The organism is Streptomyces sp. NPDC002144 (assembly GCF_053593695.1).
In genome coordinates, this window is sequence record NZ_JBSFDB010000065.1 from 21,764 (window position 1) to 41,749 (window position 19,986).

Sequence of the window (19,986 nt, forward strand, 5' to 3'; positions counted from 1 at the left end):
CTCAGTGCCGGGCGAACTGGACCCGGGTCGGCTGCACGACGTTCGGCCGGATCGCCATGCCGTCGACGGTGAGCCGTTCGCCGTAGATGTCGGTGATCCTGATCGGGCCCCCGCAGCCGCCGCCGTCCTCGGCGAGGAAGTAGTTGTAGTCGGCGCGCGCCAGCTGCCGCCAGCCACTGCCGGAGCGGACCTCCAGCCGGGCGAGGGGGTTTCGGTGGCCGATGACCTGGATGCCGCACCAGTACCGCGTGGACCCGGTCTTGTAGCGGACCGAGAGGGTGCCGACGTCGCCGGGGCTCGCGAGTTCCCACGTGATCGGGACACGGCCGGCCGAGGGCGCGGCTAGCTTGGCGAAGGCCTGTGCGCTGAGGTCGATCTGACCGACGGCACAGTCGCCCGGGCACTCGTTGGTGATGCGGACCGTGACGGAGGCACCGCTCGCGGCCCGCACGACCACGTACGCCCCGCACGCCTTCGACCCCTCGTAGTCGGCGGTGTTCATCGCCCCGGTCAGGACGTCACCGCTCGCGTCGTACAGACAAGCCCCGGTGCCGTCGGTCTGGTAGAAGGTGGCGACGCCCTGGTGGGTGACGCCGGGGCGGATGCGTCCGGCCAACGGGGCCGTACCGGAGGCCGGTCGGGCGACCGGCGCGGCGGACGGCTTCGCCGGGTGGACGGTCGCCGAAGGGGCGCTCGCCGAGGGGGACTTCTTGCCCGCGGCGCGTGTCGCGGACGCACGCGGCGATGCCTCGGTCGCGCGAGCGGAGGGAGCCGGTGAGGCCGACGAGGGGGTGACCTCCGCGCCGGTGGCGGGAGTCGGCGCGGCCGAGACCCGCCCGGCGTCGGCCTTGTGGCCGGAGAGGAGCACCACCGTCAGGGACGCGACGATGAGCACCACGGCCGCCGACAGGAACAGCCACCGTCTGTGCACCGGACCTCCGTTGCCAGAGTGACAGGAGTAACGATCCTGCCAGAGCCGCGAACGCGGCGGGAGGAAAACCCCGGGACTCGCGCTACCCGCCGCCGCTCACGGACCGGTACGCGGTGACGGCGACGGTGGTGGTCCAGTCGCCGTCGTCCTTGTCCAGGACCTGGATGACGGCGATCTCGTGGGTGAGGTCGTCGCGCACACAGAACCAGGTGCCGGCCGGGACCTGCGGGAAGCGGACGACGGAGACCGGCTGCTGGGCGATGCCGAGGACGCAGCGGGCTGGAGTGAGGGGTGACTGTCCGCCGATGTACGCCTCGCTGGACTTCTGCGGTTCGAAGGCCCCCTTGCTGTTGCCGCCCGCATCGGTCGACAGCAGCCAGGAGCCGTTCGTGGCGACGCGTCCCCGCGCCAGGTCGAAGGAGTGCGCGTCGTCGGGGAGGGTGAGGGGCCGGCCGCTGTAGAGCGGCCGGTAGTGGGCGTCGGCCGGGCCCGGTACGGCACCGGGCGTGGACAGGGCCGGGATGTGCCGGTAGAAGTCCAGGCCGACGTCGGCGCCCCAGCCCCCGGTGTCGGTACTGACGACCCGCAGCACGGCCACGTCGCCGGTCAGCCGCCACCGCACACAGAACCAACTGCCCGGCGGCACCTGCGGCCAGTGCACCTCGTCCTCCACCGGCCGACGGGCGACCCCGGCCGCGCACTGCGCCGGCGTGATCGGTCCCGACCCCGCGACATAGGCGTCCGTGGCGTCCTGCAGCGAGAAGCCGCCCTTGCCGTCACCGCCCGCATCGGTGGACAACGTCCACAGCCGCCCGCCCGGCACCCGGTCCCCGGTCATCAGGTCGATCTCGGAGTCGTCGTCCTTCAGAGAGACGGGCCGGTTGCGGAAGACCGTGCGATACCCCTGGGCGGCGGCCTCGGACGCCGACGCGGAGGAACCGGAGCCCCGCGTGGAACGGCCGCCCTGCTGGGTGAGAGCGAACACGACCGCGCACACCAGGAGAACCGCCAGCGACACCGCCCCCACCCTGACCCGGACACCGGAGCGTTTCCGTGCGGCCCGCTCCAGCGCGTCGGTCAGATCGGCCTCCCGGCGCGCGACCCTGGCCGCGACGGCCTGCGGGAGCCAGCCGGCGGAGCGGGGAGGTCCGACGGTGCCGGCGGCGATGATCTGCCGCGGGGTCGGCCGTTGCGCGGGGTCCTTGCGGAGGCATCGCGTGATCAGGTCCCGCAGTCCGTCGTCACCGACGGCGAGGGCGTCCGGATCGGGTTCCTCACGGGTGATCCGGAACGCCACCTCTCCGGCGCCGCCCTCCCCGAACGGGGTCAGGCCGGTCGCCGCGTACGCCAGCAGCCCGCCGAGAGAGAACACGTCGCTCGGCGGGCCGAGGGGGCGGCCCTCGACCTGCTCCGGGGACATGTACGGCACGGTGCCCAACGCGACGCCGGTGCCGGTGAGTTGGGTGCGATCGGCGGCGCGGGCGATACCGAAGTCGATCACCTTGGGGCCGTCCCGGTCCAGCAGAACGTTCGACGGCTTGAGGTCGCGGTGCAGGACACCCGCGCCGTGGATCGCGGCGAGCGCCTCCGGTTGACCTGAAAAACATGGCCCTGACCAGGCTGTCGAAAACCCTGCTGGGAACCTTCACCGCGGCCGCGATCGGAATCGGCACCCTCGCCGGTGCGACCACGGCGACCGCCGCGCCCGCCCAGCAGACCACCGCCCAGACCATCACCATCAAGGCCGTCAACAACCTCGGCCTGAACACCACCGAGGCCAAGAGCGTGCAGTGCTACGTACGCGACGCCGTGCCCGTCGGAGCGTTCGACCCCGGCGCGATCGACGGCCAGCTCGGCACCAAGAGCTGGAAGGCGTGGCAGCTCTTCCTCAACGACCGCGGTTTCAACGCAGGAACCGTGGACGGCGTCGTCGGCCCCAACACCATCAGCGGTCTCCGGCGCTTCCTCGTCGCCGTCGGGTACGACACCGGTGGCATCGACGGCGTCGCCGGGCCCAAGACCAAGGCCGCCTGGAAGGCGTTTGCGAACAGCGGCGGGGGCTGGTGCTGACCACAGCCGCACACTGATCGGCAGGCCCTGCCCGTCACTCCGGGCAGGGCCTACCCAAGTGCCGGGCGGCCCCGGTGCCGTACACCGTCCGTCCTTGCGTTCGGCCGTCAGCCGAGGCCGGTGAGGAACGGTGTGAGGGTGTGGGTGAGGGTGTTCCGCACGGTCGCGGCGAACAGCGGGTCGAGGTGGTTCATCCCGGTGTCGCTCGCGTATCTCGCGTACGGGATACGGGAGTCGCTCACGACCTCGCGGGCGGCCGAGGCGACCGTGCCCTTGGCGTAGCTCGTCTCGAACACGTAGAGGGGCGTCTTCAGTTGCGCCGCGTGGTACAGCCGCAGCCCGAGGGAGCGGGTCAGGTCGGTGTCCCGGTAGACGTCGGCGACGTCGAGGTCGACGGAGAGGCGGGCGGGCCAGTACCACTCCCACACCGCCGGCACCGGGCCACCCGCGTACGCCGCGGCGACCCGGCCGATGGGGGTGATACCGGTGTCGACCCACCCGCGCACGTCGCCGTCGTCGGCGAGGTGCCCCGAGTGCACGCTGATGTCGTTCGGCCAGCCGAACCCGGCGTCCACCAGTGTGCCCAGCAGACCGGCGTTGGTGACGGGTACGGGCGGCCGCAGGGCGTCGGGCATGCGGGGCTGCAGGACCGACCGGCCGTCCGGGTCCCGGTGCGCGTACCAGCCCGCGAGCTGGTACCAGATCTGGGTGCTCTCCGCCCGGCTGCCGAGCCCGACGGCGCTCAGGGTCAGGTCGAAGACCGCTCCGCCGTCGATGGCGGCGAGCCGCTCGCGCACCTGCTCCGGCGAGTCCTCGACCGGCTCCCCCGTGCCGTCGAAGGCGCCCCGCACTCCGCCGTCGACCACCACGAGGCCGGCCAGATCCCGGTATCCGGGGCAGCCGTCGAAGTCCCATGCGGCGTACGTCATCGCCGTGGTCGCGCCCCAGGAGTGGCCGCCGAGCACCACCCGGCGCCGACCGCCCTCGGCGGCGACGGCGACGACGGTCCGGAGGTCCTCCAGGGTGCGGGCCAGGCCCCACCGCGCGGCGAACGCGGACGCCGCCGGATCCTGCGTGCGGTAGTGGCCGTCCAGGTAGTACGCGGCGGGGTCCGGGGTGGCGAACCCGGAGCGGTCGGGCAGGTTCTCCTCGCGCCGGTCGAAGGCCCACACCTGCACCCCGGGGACGGCCGCCACCACGTCCCGGGCCAGCAGCCGGAAGTCGTTGGCCGCCCCGAACATGCCCGGTACCAGGACCAGGACCGTCCGCGCGCTGTCGGCGCCGATCTTCAGCACATGCACCCGGTCCGTGCCGAGCGGACCACCGCCGCCGCTCACGGAGACCGGGACGTACGGCTCCCGGCCCGCCCGAGTGCTCCGCCCGGCCGCGGCGGCAGTGCCCGCCCCGGTGGCCGCGGCCGCGAGCCCGCCGGCCAGCCCTCCCAGCAGCGCTCGGCGCGTCAGTCCTAGCGTCAGCCCTCGCGTCGGTCCTCGCATCTGTCGTCGTGTCGGTCGTCGTGTCGGTCGTCGTGTCATGAGGGACACCCGCCCACGCGCTTGTTGCTGAGTGCCACGTCGTCCATGCGGACGTCGTACGCGGAGGGGGTGGGGTTCGCCTGGTACAACTGCCACCCCAGCTTGAGCTTGTCGAAGTGAGGGAAGACGAAGTCGTCGGCGGTGCCGCCGTGTCGCTTGGTGGACACCGTCAACTCGGGCCGCTCCACGCCGTCGAGATAGACGGTGACGCGGTTGTCCTTCGCGTCGAGGTGGAACTCGACGCACTGCCATGTGGCCGCCGCGGCGGGTGCCGAGGTCTGCCATGCGGTCCAGTCCCCGGTGGGGCCGAGGTCGGAGCCGACTCCCCAGAAGTCGGCTCCGGAGGTGGGCACGTACTGACCGCCCAACGGGCGGACCAGCGTGGGGACATCGGAGCCGGAGGCCTCCGCGACTGTCCAGTGCGCCCAGTCGGGAGCCGTGGGGAAGCGGTCGACGCGCAGGCGCAGCCGGGCCCAGAAGCTGTTGCCGGCGGGTGCGAGATCGGAGAAGACGAGGAAGGCACGGCCGTTGCCCTCCGTGTGGAGGCGCAGTTCGCGGCCGTGGCCGGTGGTGCCGGGTTCGACGGTGAGCGAGCCGCCGGCGGTGTCGGCGGTCCAGCCGTGGCCCGCGGTGACCGGCCCCAGGGGGAGGCGGTCGAAGGTCTCGCGGGCGAGGTGTTCGTGCGCGGAACGAGTGGGGGAGGCGGAGGCGGTGGGGGGCGTCACGAGCAGCGCCGACACGGCTAAGAGCGCGGTCGCGAGCTTCCTCATGCGTGTCATGGGCACAGTGTGCAGCACCGGTCAGGACGGTCTCACAGCCCCCTCATGCACGGACGGAAAACGTTACAAGCCTCTCCGGGGTACACTGACGTCGCCCATGAGGACCGCGTCGTGCCTGGTCGCGCGACGCTTTCACAGCGAGGGGGGTGGACGTCGTTCCGGTTCGCCCCGCCCGTATCCAGGACGTCGCGGCCGCCGCCGGCGTGTCGGTGTCGACGGTGTCGAACGTGCTGAACCGCCCCGAGCGCGTCAACGCCCGCACCGCCGCACGGGTCCGGGACGCGGTCGCCGCACTCGACTACGTCCCCCACCCGGCGGCCGCCGGGCTGCGCACCGGCCACTCCTCGTCGATCGGCCTGGTGCTGCCCGACGTCACCAACTCCTTCTACTCCCGCATCGCCAGGGGCGCGGCCGACGCGGCCTACGACCACGGCTACAGCCTCGTCCTCTGCCACAGCGGGGACGCCCCGGAGCGGGAGCAGGGCTACTTCACCATGCTGGCCGAGCAGCGGGCCGTCGGGGTCGTGGTGGTTCCGCTCAGCGCCGATCCCACCCGCCTCACCAGGCTGCGGGAACGCGGCATCCCCCTGGTCCTGGCGGACCGCGCGATGCCGTCCCAGGACGGCTGTTCCGTGTCGGTCGACGACATCGCGGGCGGCCGCATCGCCGTACAGCACCTGCTGGACTGCGGGGCGCGCGAGATCCTCGTCGTCAACGGGGAGCGTTCGATACGGCAGTGCGCCGACCGGTACCAGGGCGCCCGGCAGGCCGTGCGCACCCGGCGCGAGGCCCGGCTGGGCCAGGTGGTCGCCGAGGAGATGACGGTGGCGTACGGCACCCACATCGCCGACCGCCTCGAGGAGTTGCCCGACGGTGTGTTCTGCACCAACGACTTCCTGGCCGCCGGTCTGTGCCGCGGACTCGCCGAGCGGGGCGTGAAGGTGCCCGAGGACGTGCAGGTGGTCGGTTACGGCGACCTCGACATCGCGAGTTTCGTGGGCACGACCCTGACGACGGTACGGCAGCCCGTCGAGGATCTCGGCAGGGCCGCCGTGGAGATGCTCCTGGACGAGGTGGAGGCACGCGCCGAACACGCCCATGAGGCAAGGGTGTTCGCGCCGGGGCTGGTCCTGCGGGACTCCACCCGGTCAGTCTCCGGCCCCTGAGCCGACGATCCGCAGCGTCACCGGTCCCAGCAGCCCCGTCGAGAGCTGCCAGGGAAACGCCCAGGCGGTCGGGGTCGCCTCGGCGAAGTACGGCGCCAGGGTGCCGTGAACGGTCACCTCCACCCGGGCGGTCCGCCCTGCGGCACCGGGCAGTTCGAAGCGGTAGGGCGCGCAGAACGCCTCCCCGACCTTCTCGCCGTCCACCCGTACCTCGACGCTGCCCCGCACCCGCCCCAGATCCAGCACCGGATCAGGGCCTACCGGCACCTCCAGCTCCCGCGCACACGTCACCCCACCGCTCCAGCCGCCCAGCCCCAGCGACCGCCAGTCCCCCAGCGACAGCGGAGCCGGCTCGGTACGGACGCGCACCGGGCCCCGCCACGCGGATCCGCCCCGCCGAGTGGCCGTGGGTGCGGTGACGACCTCGACCTCGGTGGGCTCCCGCAGGGGCCCGTCAAGAGTCAACACGCGTTCGTGCAGCGGCCGTTCGGCACCGCTTCCGACCTTCACCCGTGCGGACAGCTCCACCGGCAGGTCCAGCGACACCGTCCCCGACGGCACGGTGAAGCGGAAGCGCTGGGCGCTCGCACGGATGTCATCGGTCGTCCGCAAGGGCAGTACCGCCGTGCCGAGCACCGGTGCGCCGGTGAGCCACTCGGTGTCCGGCAACGGGTGCGGCCGTACCGCCGCATGGCAGTGCTGCAACTCGCCCCAGCGGCCCACGAGTTCGACGGTGCGTCCGCGCCACTCCCCCGCCTCCGCCTCCCAACCGGCGCCGCTGACCGGGGCGGTCGCGCCCGATCCGGCGTCGGCCACCAGGTCCACGAACACCGGGCCGTCGGCCACGAGATCGAGAACGTGATCGCCCGACCCGAGGGCCAGTTCGTGCCGGAAGAACATCGGCACGGCCCCCCAGTCGGACTGGTAGTACTCCACCTTCTCCTGTCGGGCCAGCACGGCTCCGTCCAGCAGCACGGTGACACCCGCCGCCGCCCCGACGATCAACACCGCTCGCGCGCTCTCGTACGGCACATGGATGCGGCCCCGGTAGGTCGCCGTGCCGTCCGGCCGTACTCCCTCGGGCAGACACATGAACTGCGGACGCGGAGAGAACCCGTCCGGCAGGGAGAGGCAGAAGTAACTGCCCAAGGAGGCTTGGGCATTGGCCAGGATCTGGGAAGGCCGCTCCTCGGCGTCGGCGAGCTCGTACTCCAGGACGTTGTCCGGTTGCGCCACCTCCAGTCGAGCGGTGGCCAGATAGCCGGGGCCGGCGGGGAGCACCTCCCCGTTCCACCACACCCGCTTGACCGCCGCCGCGCCGACGTGCAGATCGGCGGGACCGCGATGGTCGGTCCGCACGATGGCCCGGACCCGGGCGACCGTGCCGTCCGCCGGCGCCTGGACCCGCACGAACTCCTCGTTCACCATCCCCTTGTTGCCCAGCAGCCCCTCGGGATCAGGCACGCCACGGCTCGACGAGAACAGCCCGGCACCCCAGTTCTCGTCCCAGGGGACGAGGGGCTGGTCGCCGGCCAGGACGCGTGCGACGGACTCGGGATCGAGTGGGTCCGGGGCCTTCGCGGAGGGCGTCGGAGGCAGCACGCGGACCCGGTTGCCGTAGGTCGCCCGCGAGTCCTCCCAGTCGGCGTCGTTCTCGGTCCACCGCATGGTCCAGATCTGGGGTTCGTCGACGGATGAGCCGGCGGGCAGGGCGAGGTCGCCCCAGGTGTTGTCCAGGGTGGGGACCAGGCGGCCCTCCCAGCCGGTCGAGATGTCAATCGTTCGCAGCCGGCGGGGCGTTGACGCGGGCGCAGGACTCGCCGGGGTGCCCTCGCGCCAGACGACGAGGGCGGCGGGGGCGCCGTCGAGTGGTACGTCGAGGGTCGAGACGCCGTCGGAGACGGCGACGGGGGCGGGGTGTCGGGTTCCGGTGGCCGGGTTCCAGACCTCGGCCTCGGTGACCGGGGCGTGCACGGTGACGGAGGTGGTGCGGGCGTAGCGGGCGGGGTCGACGCTGTGGTTGCCCCTGGGCGGGTGCCGACGGGCGTCGGGGAAGGCACCGGTGACCAGGGCGACCGCCGTCTCACCGCGCCTTCTGACGAGGAGCGGCACGTCACCCGTCGCGTATGCGGCGCCGTCGGCCACGGCCGCCGCGCCGGACTCGGCGTCGCGCACCCGTTCCAGCCTCGGATGTGCCGCCAGCGCGGCCACCGCCGAGTCGTCACCGGCGAGCCCGGCCGCGGCGGCCGGTACCCGGCCGACCACGACGACCCGCCCGCCCGCGTCGAGCAGTTGCGTGAGACGGCGCGCCGTCTCCTCCTCCAGGATGTCGGTCGAGGGCAGCAGTACCGCCCGGTAGGCCAAGTCCCTTGTCCGCAGGGCGCCTTCGGCCACTGCGGCGCGCTGTACGGAAGCGTCGTCGATGACGTCGAAGGCGACGCGGTGGCGGTCCAGGGCGCCGATCCGGGGGTGCAGCCAGTTGTTGATGCCGCACAGGTCGAGATAGTGCTCCTGGGTCTCGTCGACCTCGGCGTGTCCTTCGCCCAGACGGCCGGCGCCGAAGTGCCGGATCGGCGTGTCCAGCGGGATACGGGCCTGCAGGGTGGCGGTGGGGTGGAGGACGGCGACGTCGGCGCTGTAGCTGCCCCAGGACATGATCGAGCAGATCCGGGCGACGGCCCGGGAGAAGGCGGGGTACTGCGGCCAGTACGGCTGGCGCCAGTCGGTGGACGGCGGGGCCCACTCGAACCAGCCGCCCGCGGTGCCGAAGTAACTGGCGTGCGGGTTGTACAGGTTGGCGCCGCTGCGCAGGAACGGCAGGAGCCAGTCGTAGGTGTCCTCGAGCGTGCCGCCCCAGCCGGAGGAGTGGAACGCCTCGATCCAGACGCGTTCGTGGCCGTAGAGGTGGGCCATGGAGGAGTGGACCTTGGAGTCGCCGTGGTGGTCGCTGCCGGCCGCACCGAACCAGCGGTGGGTGCGGAAGTAGTCGGTGTAGATCTGTGTCGCCTGGGTCGGGTGACCGGCGCGTGCGGGGTGGGTCTGGTCGCAGCCGAGGAGCATGTCACGGTCCTCGTGCCAGGCGGCGAGCGGCTGGAAGAGGGCCTCTTCGGTGAGTTCGGCGCGGACGGCGTAGTAGTCGCCGCGGATCCTCGTCGCCTGTGCGGCGTCGTGGAAGAGGGCCGGCAGACGGTCGAGCAGGTCGTAGCCGCGCCGGGCGCGGAACTCCTCGGGGAAGCGGCGGCTCCAGGCGTTGGTGCCGGGCAGTTCGTCCTGGAAGCTGCCCGCGACGACGTTGCCCAGGTACTGGGGGACGCGGCGGTCGAACTCGTGGTGGACGGCGTCCAGCAACAGGCGCACGGCGTGCGGGTCCAGGTAGTCGAATGCGGTGGGTACGGCGGTGACGAGTTCGACCTCGCGCCCCTCGGCGGCCGTGAGGTCCGACAGCCGTCGGCCGTCGGGGTCGTAGGCACCGACCAGGATCTCCGAACTCCGCAGCTCCACCGTGCCGTTGGCGACGACCGTCCGGCGCAGGCGCAGGGCTCGACCCGTCGCCTCAGGGTGCCATCGGGTCACGTTTCCTTGGACGTTGGCGCCGGAGAACCCGATCTGGTCGTAGAACCACAGCCGTGTGCCCAGGTCTTGGGCGACTTCGCAGGCGTCGGTGAAGCGCGCCCACCACTCCTCGCCGAACCAGGCCGGTTCGTCGGCCCGGGCGCCGAAACTCGGGCCGGCCGGCGCCAGGTTGATGACCACGAGGTTGTGGACGCCGCCCTCGGCGAATCTGCGCATCTGCCAGGCGAGTCGATCGCGGGTGACCCGTGCGCCGGACCACCACCAGAGCGGGGTCGGGCCGAAGTCCCGGGGTGGATTCTCAAACAGCTGTCGCAGCTCTGGGGAGATCACGGGCGCGGTCCTCCCGGTCACGGATCGGACGCTCTCATGGATCGAAAAACGTTCTACATCCGCATTACCGTAGAACACGGAATCCGCCTCGGCCAGACCGGGGAGTTCATCGGAGCCACATTCACTCTGGCGCAGATGATGCGTGCTTCCCGCCTTGTTGGAACGTTTTTTTGCTCCTATAGTCACTGCGCCCCGGCCCTTCAGCCGCGACGTCCCCCTCCGCTCGGCCATTCCCCAGACGACGGAGTCGCATCATGGCCCGAACCTCAGCTTCACCGGATCCAGCGGAACAACCCGTCCCCAGGGTGCTCTGGAAGGTCGCCGCCCTGTCGGGCATGGCCTCCTACCTGGACGCGGCGCTCATCGTCAGCATCTCGGTCAACCTGGCCATCTACCGGGACAGTTACCACATGGGCGTGTGGATGGCCGGCGCGATCAGCGCCATCGTCACCATCTGCATCGCCGTCGGATCCCTGGTCGGCGGCCGGCTCGCCGACCTGTTCGGCCGGCGCCGGGTCTACAACCTGGACATCCTCTGCTACGCGCTGGGCGCCATCCTGATCACCCTGGCGCCGAACGACCTGGTGCTGCTGGCCGGTGTCCTGGTCGCGGGGCTGGCGGCGGGCGCCGACCTGCCGACCTCCCTGGCGGTGGTCTCCGACGCCGCCCCCGCTCACGCCCGCGGCCGGTTGGTTGCCTTCACCCAGGTGATGTGGATGCTCGGCATCGTCGTGGTGATCTTCCTCGGCTTCGTCCTGTCGACCACGGGCATGGTCGGAGCCCGTCTGATCACGGGGCATCTGGCCGTCGCCGCGATCGTCACCTGGCTGCTGCGCTCCCGGCTGAAGCTCGGCGAGCAGGACGCGGCGCCCGGGGCGGACCTGCGGGACGCCCCGCTGGTCGCGGGCGAGATCGCCCCCAAGGGCGTGGCGCTGAGGAACATCTGGAACCGTGCCGCGCTGCTGCCGATGGCCGCGACCTTCGTCTTCTACGTCACCTGGGGCCTCGGCGCCAACACCTTCGGCCAGTTCGGCACCTATGTGGTGGTCACCGTCAGCGGCGCCTCGCAGAGCCTGGCCACCGGGATCAACCTGGCCTTCCTCCCGATCGGTCTGCTGCTGACCATGGCGTTCGTCAAGGTCGCCGACACACCATGGCGGGACCGGCTGTTCCACACGGCCGCGGTCGTGCAGGTCGCCGCCTTCTGCATCGCCTCCGCCACCACCGGCAGCCTGGCCGGCATCCTCGTCTTCTTCGTCCTCTACCAGCTCTCCAGCCCCCTCGCCGGAGAGGCCAACTACAAGGTGTGGTCCCAGCTCACCCTGCCCCCGGACACCCGCGGCACCACCCAGGGCCTCACCTACGCCGTCTCGCGCGGGGTGTTCGCCGTCGCGGCCTTCTTCACGCCCGCCCTGCTCGACCGCAGCCCCGCGATCCTGCTCTGGTCGATCACGATCTGCATGGCGGTCGCGGCCTTCGCCGGCGTGTTCATCGTCCGGGTCCTGATCCGCCGCTCCGCCCGTGTCCACCCCGACCCGGCCGACCTGCGGGTTGCCCCCACCTGAACCGACCGCGCGCCTCACGAGGAGCATCGACCATGGCAACCGCCGAACGCCCCGTTCCCGTAGAAGAGTTGCTTCCACCGGTCGGTCGCCGCCGTACCCGGATCGGACTGGTCGCCGGCGGTCTGGGCGCCTACTGGCCACAGTTCCCGGGACTGCTGCCGCAGTTGCGGGAGTCGGCGCGGTATGTCGCCGAACGGATCGGGGCGTTGGACGCGGAGGTGACAGACGTCGGGTTCATCTCCGACGCCGAGGAGGGAGCGGCCGCCGCCGAGCGGCTGCGCCGGGCCGACTGCGATCTGATCGTGCTCTTCCTGACGACGTATCTCACCTCGTCGATGGTGCTGCCGATCGCCCGGCGCTCGCACACCCCGGTCCTGGTCATCGACCTGCAGCCCACCGAGCGGATGGACCACGCCACCTTCGACACGGGCGCCTGGCTGGCCTACTGCGGTCAGTGCCCCGTACCCGAGGTCGGCAACGTCTTCCGGCGCGCGGGCATCCCCTTCCGGTCGGTCTCGGGCTGGCTGCGACAGGAGTCGGCGTGGCGGCGCATCGAGCAGTGGATCCGCGCGGCCCATGTGCGGGCCGCGCTGCGGCACGCCCGGCACGGCCTGATGGGACATCTGTATCCGGGCATGCTCGACGTGTCGACCGACCTGACCCTGCTGCCCGCGACCTTCGGCTCGCACGTCGAGGTACAGGAGTTCGACGATCTGCGCCACCGGGTGGAGAAGGTGACCGAGGCGGAGACCCGCGAGCGGGTGGCACTGGCCCGGCGCCTGTTCACCGTCGACGAGAGCGTGGTCGACGAGGACTTCGCATGGGGCGCGACCGTCTCGGTCGCCCTGGACCGGCTCGTCGAGGACTTCGGCCTGGACACCCTGGCGTACTACCACCGCGGCCTCGACGGTGAACTCCACGAACGGCTCGGCGCCGGCATGATCCTCGGCGCCTCGCTGCTCACCGCGCGCGGGATCCCGGCGGCCGGCGAGTACGAACTGCGCACCAGTGTCGCCCAGTTGGCCTCGCAGAGTGTGGGCGCCGGCGGCTCGTTCACCGAGATCCAGGCCCTCGACTTCGAGGCCGGCGTCGTGGAGATGGGCCATGACGGACCCGGCCACCTCGCCGTCAGCGCACGCGATCCGCTGCTGCGCGGGCTCGGCGTCTACCACGGCAAGCGGGGCTGGGGCGTCAGCGTGGAGTTCGACGTCCGGCACGGCCCGGTCACCCTGCTGGGGCTCGGCCAGGACGCCGACGGCGGCCTGTCGTTCGTCACCGCCGAGGGCGCCGTCGTCCCCGGTCCCCATCTGGAGATCGGCAACACCACCAGCCGCGTCGACTTCGGCCGTGACCCCGGCGAATGGGTCGACGCCTGGAGCGATACGGGCGTCGGCCACCACTGGTCCCTCGCCCTCGGCCACCACGCGGCGAACTTCCGCGCCGCGGCGAGCCTGCTGGGCATCGAGCACCGCGAGGTGTGACTCCGTCCGGAAAGGCTTCGAAACATTCGAAGAATCGAAAGCCTCTCCATCAGTCTCATCTTCTCGGCAAATTGAGCCACCCGGCTCATTCACATCACTTGCCGCTTCGAGCTGCTCCTTCTTCCTCTCTGATGCCATCCCGCGTGACGAATGTTTCGAAACAGCTACCGAAACTGTTGACGCTTGACGGGTGCAGGCCAACACTGTTCGACCGAACCCCGCCCCCTTGGAGGACTCGGAGGAAACCGCTCATGGACGTCGCACCCGCACCCACGACGACCCGCAGGACCGCATGCGCGATGCTGCTGGGCGCCACCGCCGCCCTGGCGTTGCCCGGCACCGCCCGGGCCGCCACCGTCATCACCACGAACCAGACCGGCACCGACAACGGCTTCTACTACTCGTTCTGGACCGACGCCCAGGGCACGGTCTCGATGACCCTGGGCTCCGGCGGCAACTACAGCACCAGCTGGCGCAACACCGGCAACTTCGTCGCCGGCAAGGGCTGGAGCAACGGCTCGCGCAGGACCGTGTCGTACTCCGGCAGCTTCAGTCCCTCGGGCAACGGCTACCTGTCGCTGTACGGCTGGACGTCGAACCCGCTCGTGGAGTACTACATCGTCGACAACTGGGGCACCTACCGGCCCACGGGCACGTACAAGGGCACGGTCACCAGCGACGGCGGCACCTACGACATCTACCAGACGACCCGGTACAACGCGCCGTCCGTCGAGGGCAACAAGACCTTCAACCAGTACTGGAGCGTACGGCAGTCCAAGCGGACCGGCGGCTCCATCACCACGGGCAACCACTTCGACGCCTGGGCCCGCGCGGGCATGCCCCTCGGCAGCTTCAAGTACTACATGATCCTCGCGACGGAGGGCTACCAGAGCAGCGGCAGCTCGAACATCACGGTGGCGTCATGAGGGCCGCGCCCTTACGGCCCCTGCTGGCGGCCACCGCCGCCGTCGCCCTCGCCGCCGGCACCCTCACTCTCGCCACCGCTCCCGCGCGGGCCGCCACCTGCAACGGCTACGTCGGACTCACCTTCGACGACGGCCCCTCCGGCAACACGCCGAACCTGCTGAACGCGCTCCGGCAGAGCGGGCTGCGGGCCACGATGTTCAACGAGGGCCAGTACGCCGCCGCGTACCCCGCCCAGGTCCGCGCCGAGGTGAGTGCGGGCATGTGGGTCGGCAACCACAGCTACACCCACCCCCATCTCACCCAGCTCGCCCAGTCGCAGATCGACTCGGAGATCTCCCGGACCCAGCAGGCCGTCGCGAGCGCCGGTGGTGGCACGCCCAAGCTGTTCCGGCCGCCGTACGGCGAGACCAACGCGACGGTGCGGACGGTCGAGGCCAAGTACGGGCTGAGGGAGATCATCTGGGACGTCGACTCGCAGGACTGGAACGGCGCCAGTACGGACGCGATCGTGCAGGCCGCGGGCCGGCTGACCAATGGCCAGATCATCCTGATGCACGACTGGCCGGCCAACACGGTCGCGGCCGTCCCGCGGATCGCCCAGGGCCTCGCAGCCCGTGGTCTGTGCGCCGGGATGATCTCGCCGCAGACCGGCCGGGCCGTCGCCCCGACGGGCTGACGCCCCGGCAACGCCCCCCGCGGACACCGCACTTGCGGCGCGGCTGCCACGAGCTGCCGCGCCGCAATCCCATGCCGTCGACCCGGCGGGTCATTGCGCCGGGAGCCTGATTAAGCCGTGAGCCTGATTATTCGGCGTGCCGCGGCCAGGTGTCACGCGATCGGGCCTCCCGGAGGCGACCGTGAGCGGACCGTCGTCGTACGACAGCACGACGCCCGACCGCTTCCAGGAGAGCTTCTTGCGCCTGCACCCCCTCGCGGCCGCCCTGGCCTCGGCCGTGCTGCTGGCCCCACCGGTCCACGCGGCGCCTCTCACCCCGCGCCTCACCGACGACCCGGCCGGCTACGTCAACCCCTTCGTCGGCACGGCACCGGGCGGCGTCGACTTCGGTCACGGCGGCGGCGGGGGCAACACCTTCCCCGGCGCCTCGGCGCCGCTGGGCGGGATCCAGTGGAGCCCCGACACGGTCACGCACCAGCACGGCGGCTACGCGTACCCCGACAACCGGATCCGGGGCTTCAGCCTCACCCACATCTCGGGCGCGGGCTGCAGCGACTACGGCAACATCCCCTTCATGCCGCTCACCGGCCGCCCCGACCCGGACCAGGCCGCCCGCTTCGCCACCTTCTCCCACGTCAACGAGGGCGCTTCGCCCGGGAGTTACCGGGTCCGCCTCGACAACGGCATCCACACGGAGATCGCCGTGACCCGGCGTTCCGGCGTCGCCCGCTTCACCTACCCGGCCGACGGCACCGAGCCGGCCGCGCTGACGGTGGACGCGGCCCGGGCGTTCAACGGCGCCACCGGAGAGATCGCCATCGGATCCCGCACGCTGTCGGGACACACCGACAGCGGCGGCTTCTGCGGCAAGTCCAACCGCTACCGGCTCTACTTCCACGCGGTCTTCGACCATCCCTTCGCCACCGCCGAGCCCCTGGACGGCAAGAGGTCCGGGGCGTACGTCTCCTTCGCGCCCGGCACCCGTACGGTGACCGCCCGGGTGGGCATCTCCTTCGTGAGCGTCGGCTCCGCGCGCGCCAACGCCCTGGTGGAGCAGAAGAACCGCTCCTTCGACACCGTACGGCGCTCGACCCACGACCTGTGGAACACCTGGCTCGGCAGGATCGCCGTGCAGGGCGGCACCGAGAAGCAGCGTCGGATCTTCTACACCGCGCTGTACCACTCGCTGCTGCACCCGAGTGTCCTCAGCGACGCCGACGGCCGCTACCCGGGAATGGACGGCCTCGTCCACCGCACTCGCCCCGGACACGCGCAGTACGCCGACTTCTCCGGCTGGGACGTCTACCGCTCCCAGGTCCAGCTGCTGGCCCTGCTCGCCCCGCGCGAGGCCTCCGACATCGCCCAGTCGATCCTCGAACAGGGCCGCCAGGCGGGGTACTTCGACCGCTGGACCGTGGCCAACGGCGGTACCGGCGTCATGGTCGGCGACCCGCTGCCCGCGATCGCCGCCTCGATCCACGCCTTCGGCGCCACCGACTTCGACGCGGAGGGCCTGCTGCGGACCGCGCTGGCGGGCCGGCACGACAGCAGGCAGCGACCGGGTCATGAGCGGTACGACAGCCTGGGTTACGTCCCCACCGCGACCAAGGGGGTCTGGGGCAGCGCGTCCACCACTCTCGAGTACGCCGTCGCCGACGGCGCCCTCGCCCGTCTCGCGGGCCGCCTCGGCGAGACGGACAGCGAGGCGGCCCTGACGCGCGCCGCCGGCAACTGGCGCGCGCTGTTCAACCCCGCGAGCGGCTACCTCCAGCCCCGCGCCGCCGACGGCAGCCGGCCGTCCTTCACACCGGCCCAGCGCGCGGAGTACGTCGAGGGCAACGCGGCGCAGTACACCTGGATGGTCCCGCACGAGCTGCCCGCCCTGTTCGCCGCTATGGGCGGCCACGCCGCCGTCACCGCCCGTCTGGACGCCTTCTTCACCCGGCTCAACGCCGGTCCCGACAAGCCGTACGCCTACCTGGGCAACGAACCGTCCTTCGGCACCCCGTGGGCCTACGACTCGGCGGGTCGTCCCGACCGGGCCCAGGACACCGTGCGGCGGGTGCTGACCAGCCTGTACGCCGACCGCCCCGACGGTCTGATGGGCAACGACGACCTCGGCGCCATGTCGTCCTGGGCCGTGTGGGCCGCCCTCGGCATGTACCCGCACATCCCGGGAAGCCCCCAACTGGCCCTCGCCAGCCCGCTGTTCCCCGCCGTCACCGTCCACCGCGGCAACGGGGTCACCTTCACGGTCCTGGCCCCGCGGGCGTCCGCGACGACCTCGCGCGTACGGTCCCTGACCCTCGACGGCCGCCCGGCCGGCACCGCCTTCCTGCCGGACACCTTCCCGGCGACGGGTGGCGTGCTGCGCTACGAGCTGGCGGATCCGTCCGTGGCCGGCTCCAGGGACTGAACGCGATCACAGAAGCGCCGGGCTCGCCCCCGGCGGCGGCAGGAACCACTCCGGCCCGTCCGCTCGACGCGGGCGGGCCGACGTCTGTACAGGACACCTTGTCGATACGTCCTGACAAATCTATTGACATCACCTGGGGGGCGCTCCATAGTACGAGCACCTAGCGCGCGCTAGTAACGCGCGCTAGTCACATCGTTGAGCGGAGCACCACCCCCGCCTGCCGCACACGACACCCCGCCGCCGCACCAGGCGCTCCCAAGCCGCTCGCCCGCCGCCGGAACGGGTGGAGCGCCCCGTTCGAGCCGATATCCCGTTTCCCTGATCAGTACAGCGAGGTGCAAGGGACATGCACACACGTCACCGAGCCATCACCCTGACCGCGACCGCCCTGGCCGCCACCCTGCTCGTCACCGCCTGCTCCAGCAGCTCCGGCGGCAAGAAGTCCGAGGAAGGAGGCGGCGCCGCCGCCGCGGGCAAGGCCACCACTCCGCGCATGACCGTCGCCATGGTCACCCACGCCTCCCCCGGCGACACCTTCTGGGACCTCATCCGCAAGGGCGCCCAGGCCGCCGCCGCCAAGGACAACATCAAGCTCGTCTACTCCTCGGACCCCAACGCCGGCAACCAGGCCAACCTGGTGCAGAACGCGATCGACCAGAAGGTGGACGGCATCGCCCTGACCGCCGCCAAGCCCGACGCCATGAAGGACGTCGTCGCCAAGGCGAAGGCCGCGGGCATCCCCGTCGTCGGCTTCAACTCCGGCGTCTCCGACTGGAAGCAGCTCGGCATGCTCGAGTACTTCGGCCAGGACGAGAACATCGCCGGCCAGGCCTTCGGGCAGCGGCTCAACCAGCTCGGCGCCAAGCACGCCCTGTGCGTCATCCAGGAACAGGGCCAGGTCGCCCTCGAGGCCCGCTGCGCGGGCCTGAAGAAGGGCTTCTCCGGCAAGACCGACGTCCTCTACGTCAACGGCACCGACATGCCCTCGGTGAAGTCGACCATCACCGCCAAGCTGAAGCAGGACTCCTCCATCGACCAGGTCGTCACCCTCGGCGCCCCGATCGCCCTGACGGCCGTGCAGTCCCTCTCCGACGCCGGCTCCAAGGCCAAGATCGCCACCTTCGACCTCAACAAGGACCTGGTCAAGGCCGTGCAGAACGGCAGCGTCGAGTTCGCCGTCGACCAGCAGCCCTACCTCCAGGGCTACCTCGCCGTCGACGCCCTGTGGCTGTACAAGACCAACGGCAACTTCAGCGGCGGCTCCACGGCCCCCGTCCTGACCGGCCCCGCCTTCATCGACAAGACCAACGTCGACCAGGTCGCCCAGTTCGCCGCGAAGGGCACCAGGTGATGAGCATGACCCAGCATGCCGAGCCGGCGGTGAAGTCACCGCCGGCCCCCGGCCGCCGGGAGACGGACGGCCGCACGGCCGAACGTCCCCTGGCCGTCCGCCTGTTGGCACGTCCCGAGGTCGGTGTGTTCCTCGGTGCCGCCGCGGTGTACGTCTTCTTCCTGATCGCCGCCCCGCCGGTGCGCGACGGCGGTTCCATGGCGACCGTCCTCTACCAGTCGTCGACCATCGGCATCATGACGCTGCCGGTCGCCCTGCTGATGATCGGCGGGGAGTTCGACCTGTCGTCCGGTGTCGCGGTGATCACCTCCGCGCTGACCGCGAGCATGCTCAGCTTCCAGCTGACCATGAACGTATGGGTCGGTGTGATCGTCGCCCTTCTGGTGTCGCTTGCGATCGGCTTCCTCAACGGCTGGCTGGTCGTCAGGACCGGTCTGCCCAGCTTCCTGGTCACCCTGGGCACCTTCCTGATCCTCCAGGGCGTCAACCTCGCCGCCACCAAGCTGATCACCGGGAACGTCGCCACCGACGACATCAGCGACATGGACGGCTTCGGCCAGGCCAAAAAGGTCTTCGCCTCGTCCTTCGACGTCGGAGGCGTCCAGGTCAAGATCACCGTCGTGTACTGGCTGGTCTTCGCCGCCCTGGCCACCTGGGTGCTGCTGCGCACCAGGTACGGCAACTGGATCTTCGCGGTCGGCGGCAACAAGGACTCCGCCCGCGCCGTCGGTGTGCCCGTCACCTTCACCAAGATCTCCCTGTTCATGCTGGTCGGCTTCGGCGCCTGGTTCGTCGGCATGCACCAGCTCTTCACCTTCAACACCGTCCAGTCCGGCGAGGGCGTGGGCCAGGAGCTCATCTACATCGCGGCCGCGGTGATCGGCGGCTGTCTGCTGACCGGCGGCTACGGCTCCGCCATCGGCCCGGTCTTCGGCGCGTTCATGTTCGGCATGGTCAACCAGGGCATCGTCTTCGCCGGCTGGAACCCCGACTGGTTCAAGGCCTTCCTCGGCGTCATGCTGCTCGGCGCCGTGATGATCAATCTGTGGGTCCGCCAGTCGGCGACCAGGAGGTGAGCTCATGACATCCAGCAACGGAACCGGAACCCACGGAGCGATCCTCGCGGACACCCCGCCGGAGGGCGGGGACGGCCCGATCGTCGAACTGCGAGGCGCGGGCAAGTCCT

13 protein-coding genes and 1 pseudogene are annotated in these 19,986 nt (G+C 71.2%); 9 read left to right on the forward strand and 5 right to left on the reverse strand.

The annotated features are described in order from the left end of the window. Position 1 precedes the first annotated feature (1 nt). On the reverse strand, positions 2-931 hold the full coding sequence (locus ACWCQ1_RS45895) for an expansin EXLX1 family cellulose-binding protein (protein WP_451029337.1): 930 nt from the start codon (positions 929-931) through the stop codon (positions 2-4). A gap of 82 nt (positions 932-1,013) precedes the next feature. Further along, a pseudogene (locus ACWCQ1_RS45900) lies at positions 1,014-2,507 on the reverse strand (protein kinase domain-containing protein); the annotation flags it as partial. A gap of 29 nt (positions 2,508-2,536) precedes the next feature. On the opposite strand from ACWCQ1_RS45900, the gene ACWCQ1_RS45905 reads away from it, so the two are divergent. Beyond that, positions 2,537-3,001 carry a peptidoglycan-binding domain-containing protein gene (locus tag ACWCQ1_RS45905; protein ID WP_451029338.1) on the forward strand — a complete coding sequence of 155 codons (465 nt, stop codon included), beginning with the start codon at positions 2,537-2,539 and terminating at the stop codon, positions 2,999-3,001. Between the two features lie 107 nt (positions 3,002-3,108). Here the strand turns inward: ACWCQ1_RS45905 and ACWCQ1_RS45910 are convergent, their stop codons facing one another. Both ACWCQ1_RS45910 and ACWCQ1_RS45915 read right to left on the reverse strand, forming a co-directional pair. Then, the gene (locus ACWCQ1_RS45910) at positions 3,109-4,497 is read right to left on the reverse strand and encodes an alpha/beta hydrolase (protein ID WP_451029339.1); all 1,389 of its coding nucleotides are present in this window, start codon (positions 4,495-4,497) and stop codon (positions 3,109-3,111) included. A 35-nt stretch (positions 4,498-4,532) separates the two neighbouring features. After that, positions 4,533-5,315, reverse strand: coding sequence for a hypothetical protein (locus ACWCQ1_RS45915; RefSeq protein ID WP_451029340.1), 783 nt, complete (start codon positions 5,313-5,315; stop codon positions 4,533-4,535). 146 nt (positions 5,316-5,461) lie between these two features. Between ACWCQ1_RS45915 and ACWCQ1_RS45920 the strand changes: the two genes are divergently transcribed. Then, entirely contained in the window at positions 5,462-6,481 is a 1,020-nt protein-coding gene (locus tag ACWCQ1_RS45920) for a LacI family DNA-binding transcriptional regulator (protein ID WP_451029341.1), read from the forward strand. On the opposite strand, the gene ACWCQ1_RS45925 is transcribed toward ACWCQ1_RS45920, so the two are convergent. Beyond that, on the reverse strand, positions 6,464-10,384 hold the full coding sequence (locus ACWCQ1_RS45925) for a glycosyl hydrolase (RefSeq protein ID WP_451029342.1): 3,921 nt from the start codon (positions 10,382-10,384) through the stop codon (positions 6,464-6,466). The two genes, ACWCQ1_RS45920 and ACWCQ1_RS45925, sit on opposite strands and share 18 nt — an antisense overlap. 254 nt (positions 10,385-10,638) lie before the next feature. Between ACWCQ1_RS45925 and ACWCQ1_RS45930 the strand changes: the two genes are divergently transcribed. From ACWCQ1_RS45930 to ACWCQ1_RS45960, 7 genes are all read left to right on the forward strand, one after another. Further along, positions 10,639-11,949, forward strand: a complete 1,311-nt coding sequence (locus ACWCQ1_RS45930; protein ID WP_451029343.1) for an MFS transporter — start codon at positions 10,639-10,641, stop codon at positions 11,947-11,949. 32 nt (positions 11,950-11,981) lie between these two features. Next, on the forward strand, positions 11,982-13,430 hold the full coding sequence (locus ACWCQ1_RS45935) for an arabinose isomerase (RefSeq protein ID WP_451029344.1): 1,449 nt from the start codon (positions 11,982-11,984) through the stop codon (positions 13,428-13,430). Between the two features lie 251 nt (positions 13,431-13,681). Then, the gene (locus tag ACWCQ1_RS45940) at positions 13,682-14,356 is read left to right on the forward strand and encodes a glycoside hydrolase family 11 protein (RefSeq protein WP_356764528.1); all 675 of its coding nucleotides are present in this window, start codon (positions 13,682-13,684) and stop codon (positions 14,354-14,356) included. Continuing rightward, positions 14,353-15,033, forward strand: a complete 681-nt coding sequence (locus ACWCQ1_RS45945) for a polysaccharide deacetylase family protein (RefSeq protein ID WP_451029345.1) — start codon at positions 14,353-14,355, stop codon at positions 15,031-15,033. Before ACWCQ1_RS45940 ends, ACWCQ1_RS45945 begins: the two co-directional genes overlap by 4 nt. A gap of 181 nt (positions 15,034-15,214) precedes the next feature. After that, positions 15,215-17,449: a GH92 family glycosyl hydrolase gene (locus ACWCQ1_RS45950; RefSeq protein ID WP_451029346.1), complete on the forward strand. Its 2,235-nt coding sequence runs from the start codon at positions 15,215-15,217 to the stop codon at positions 17,447-17,449. Positions 17,450-17,795: 346 nt separating this feature from the next. Further along, positions 17,796-18,800 (forward strand): sugar ABC transporter substrate-binding protein, encoded by a 1,005-nt coding sequence (locus tag ACWCQ1_RS45955; protein WP_358599711.1) that lies wholly within the window; start codon positions 17,796-17,798, stop codon positions 18,798-18,800. Then, on the forward strand, positions 18,800-19,876 hold the full coding sequence (locus tag ACWCQ1_RS45960) for an ABC transporter permease (protein ID WP_358599708.1): 1,077 nt from the start codon (positions 18,800-18,802) through the stop codon (positions 19,874-19,876). The genes ACWCQ1_RS45955 and ACWCQ1_RS45960 overlap by 1 nt, the downstream gene beginning before the upstream one ends. Positions 19,877-19,986 lie beyond the last annotated feature (110 nt).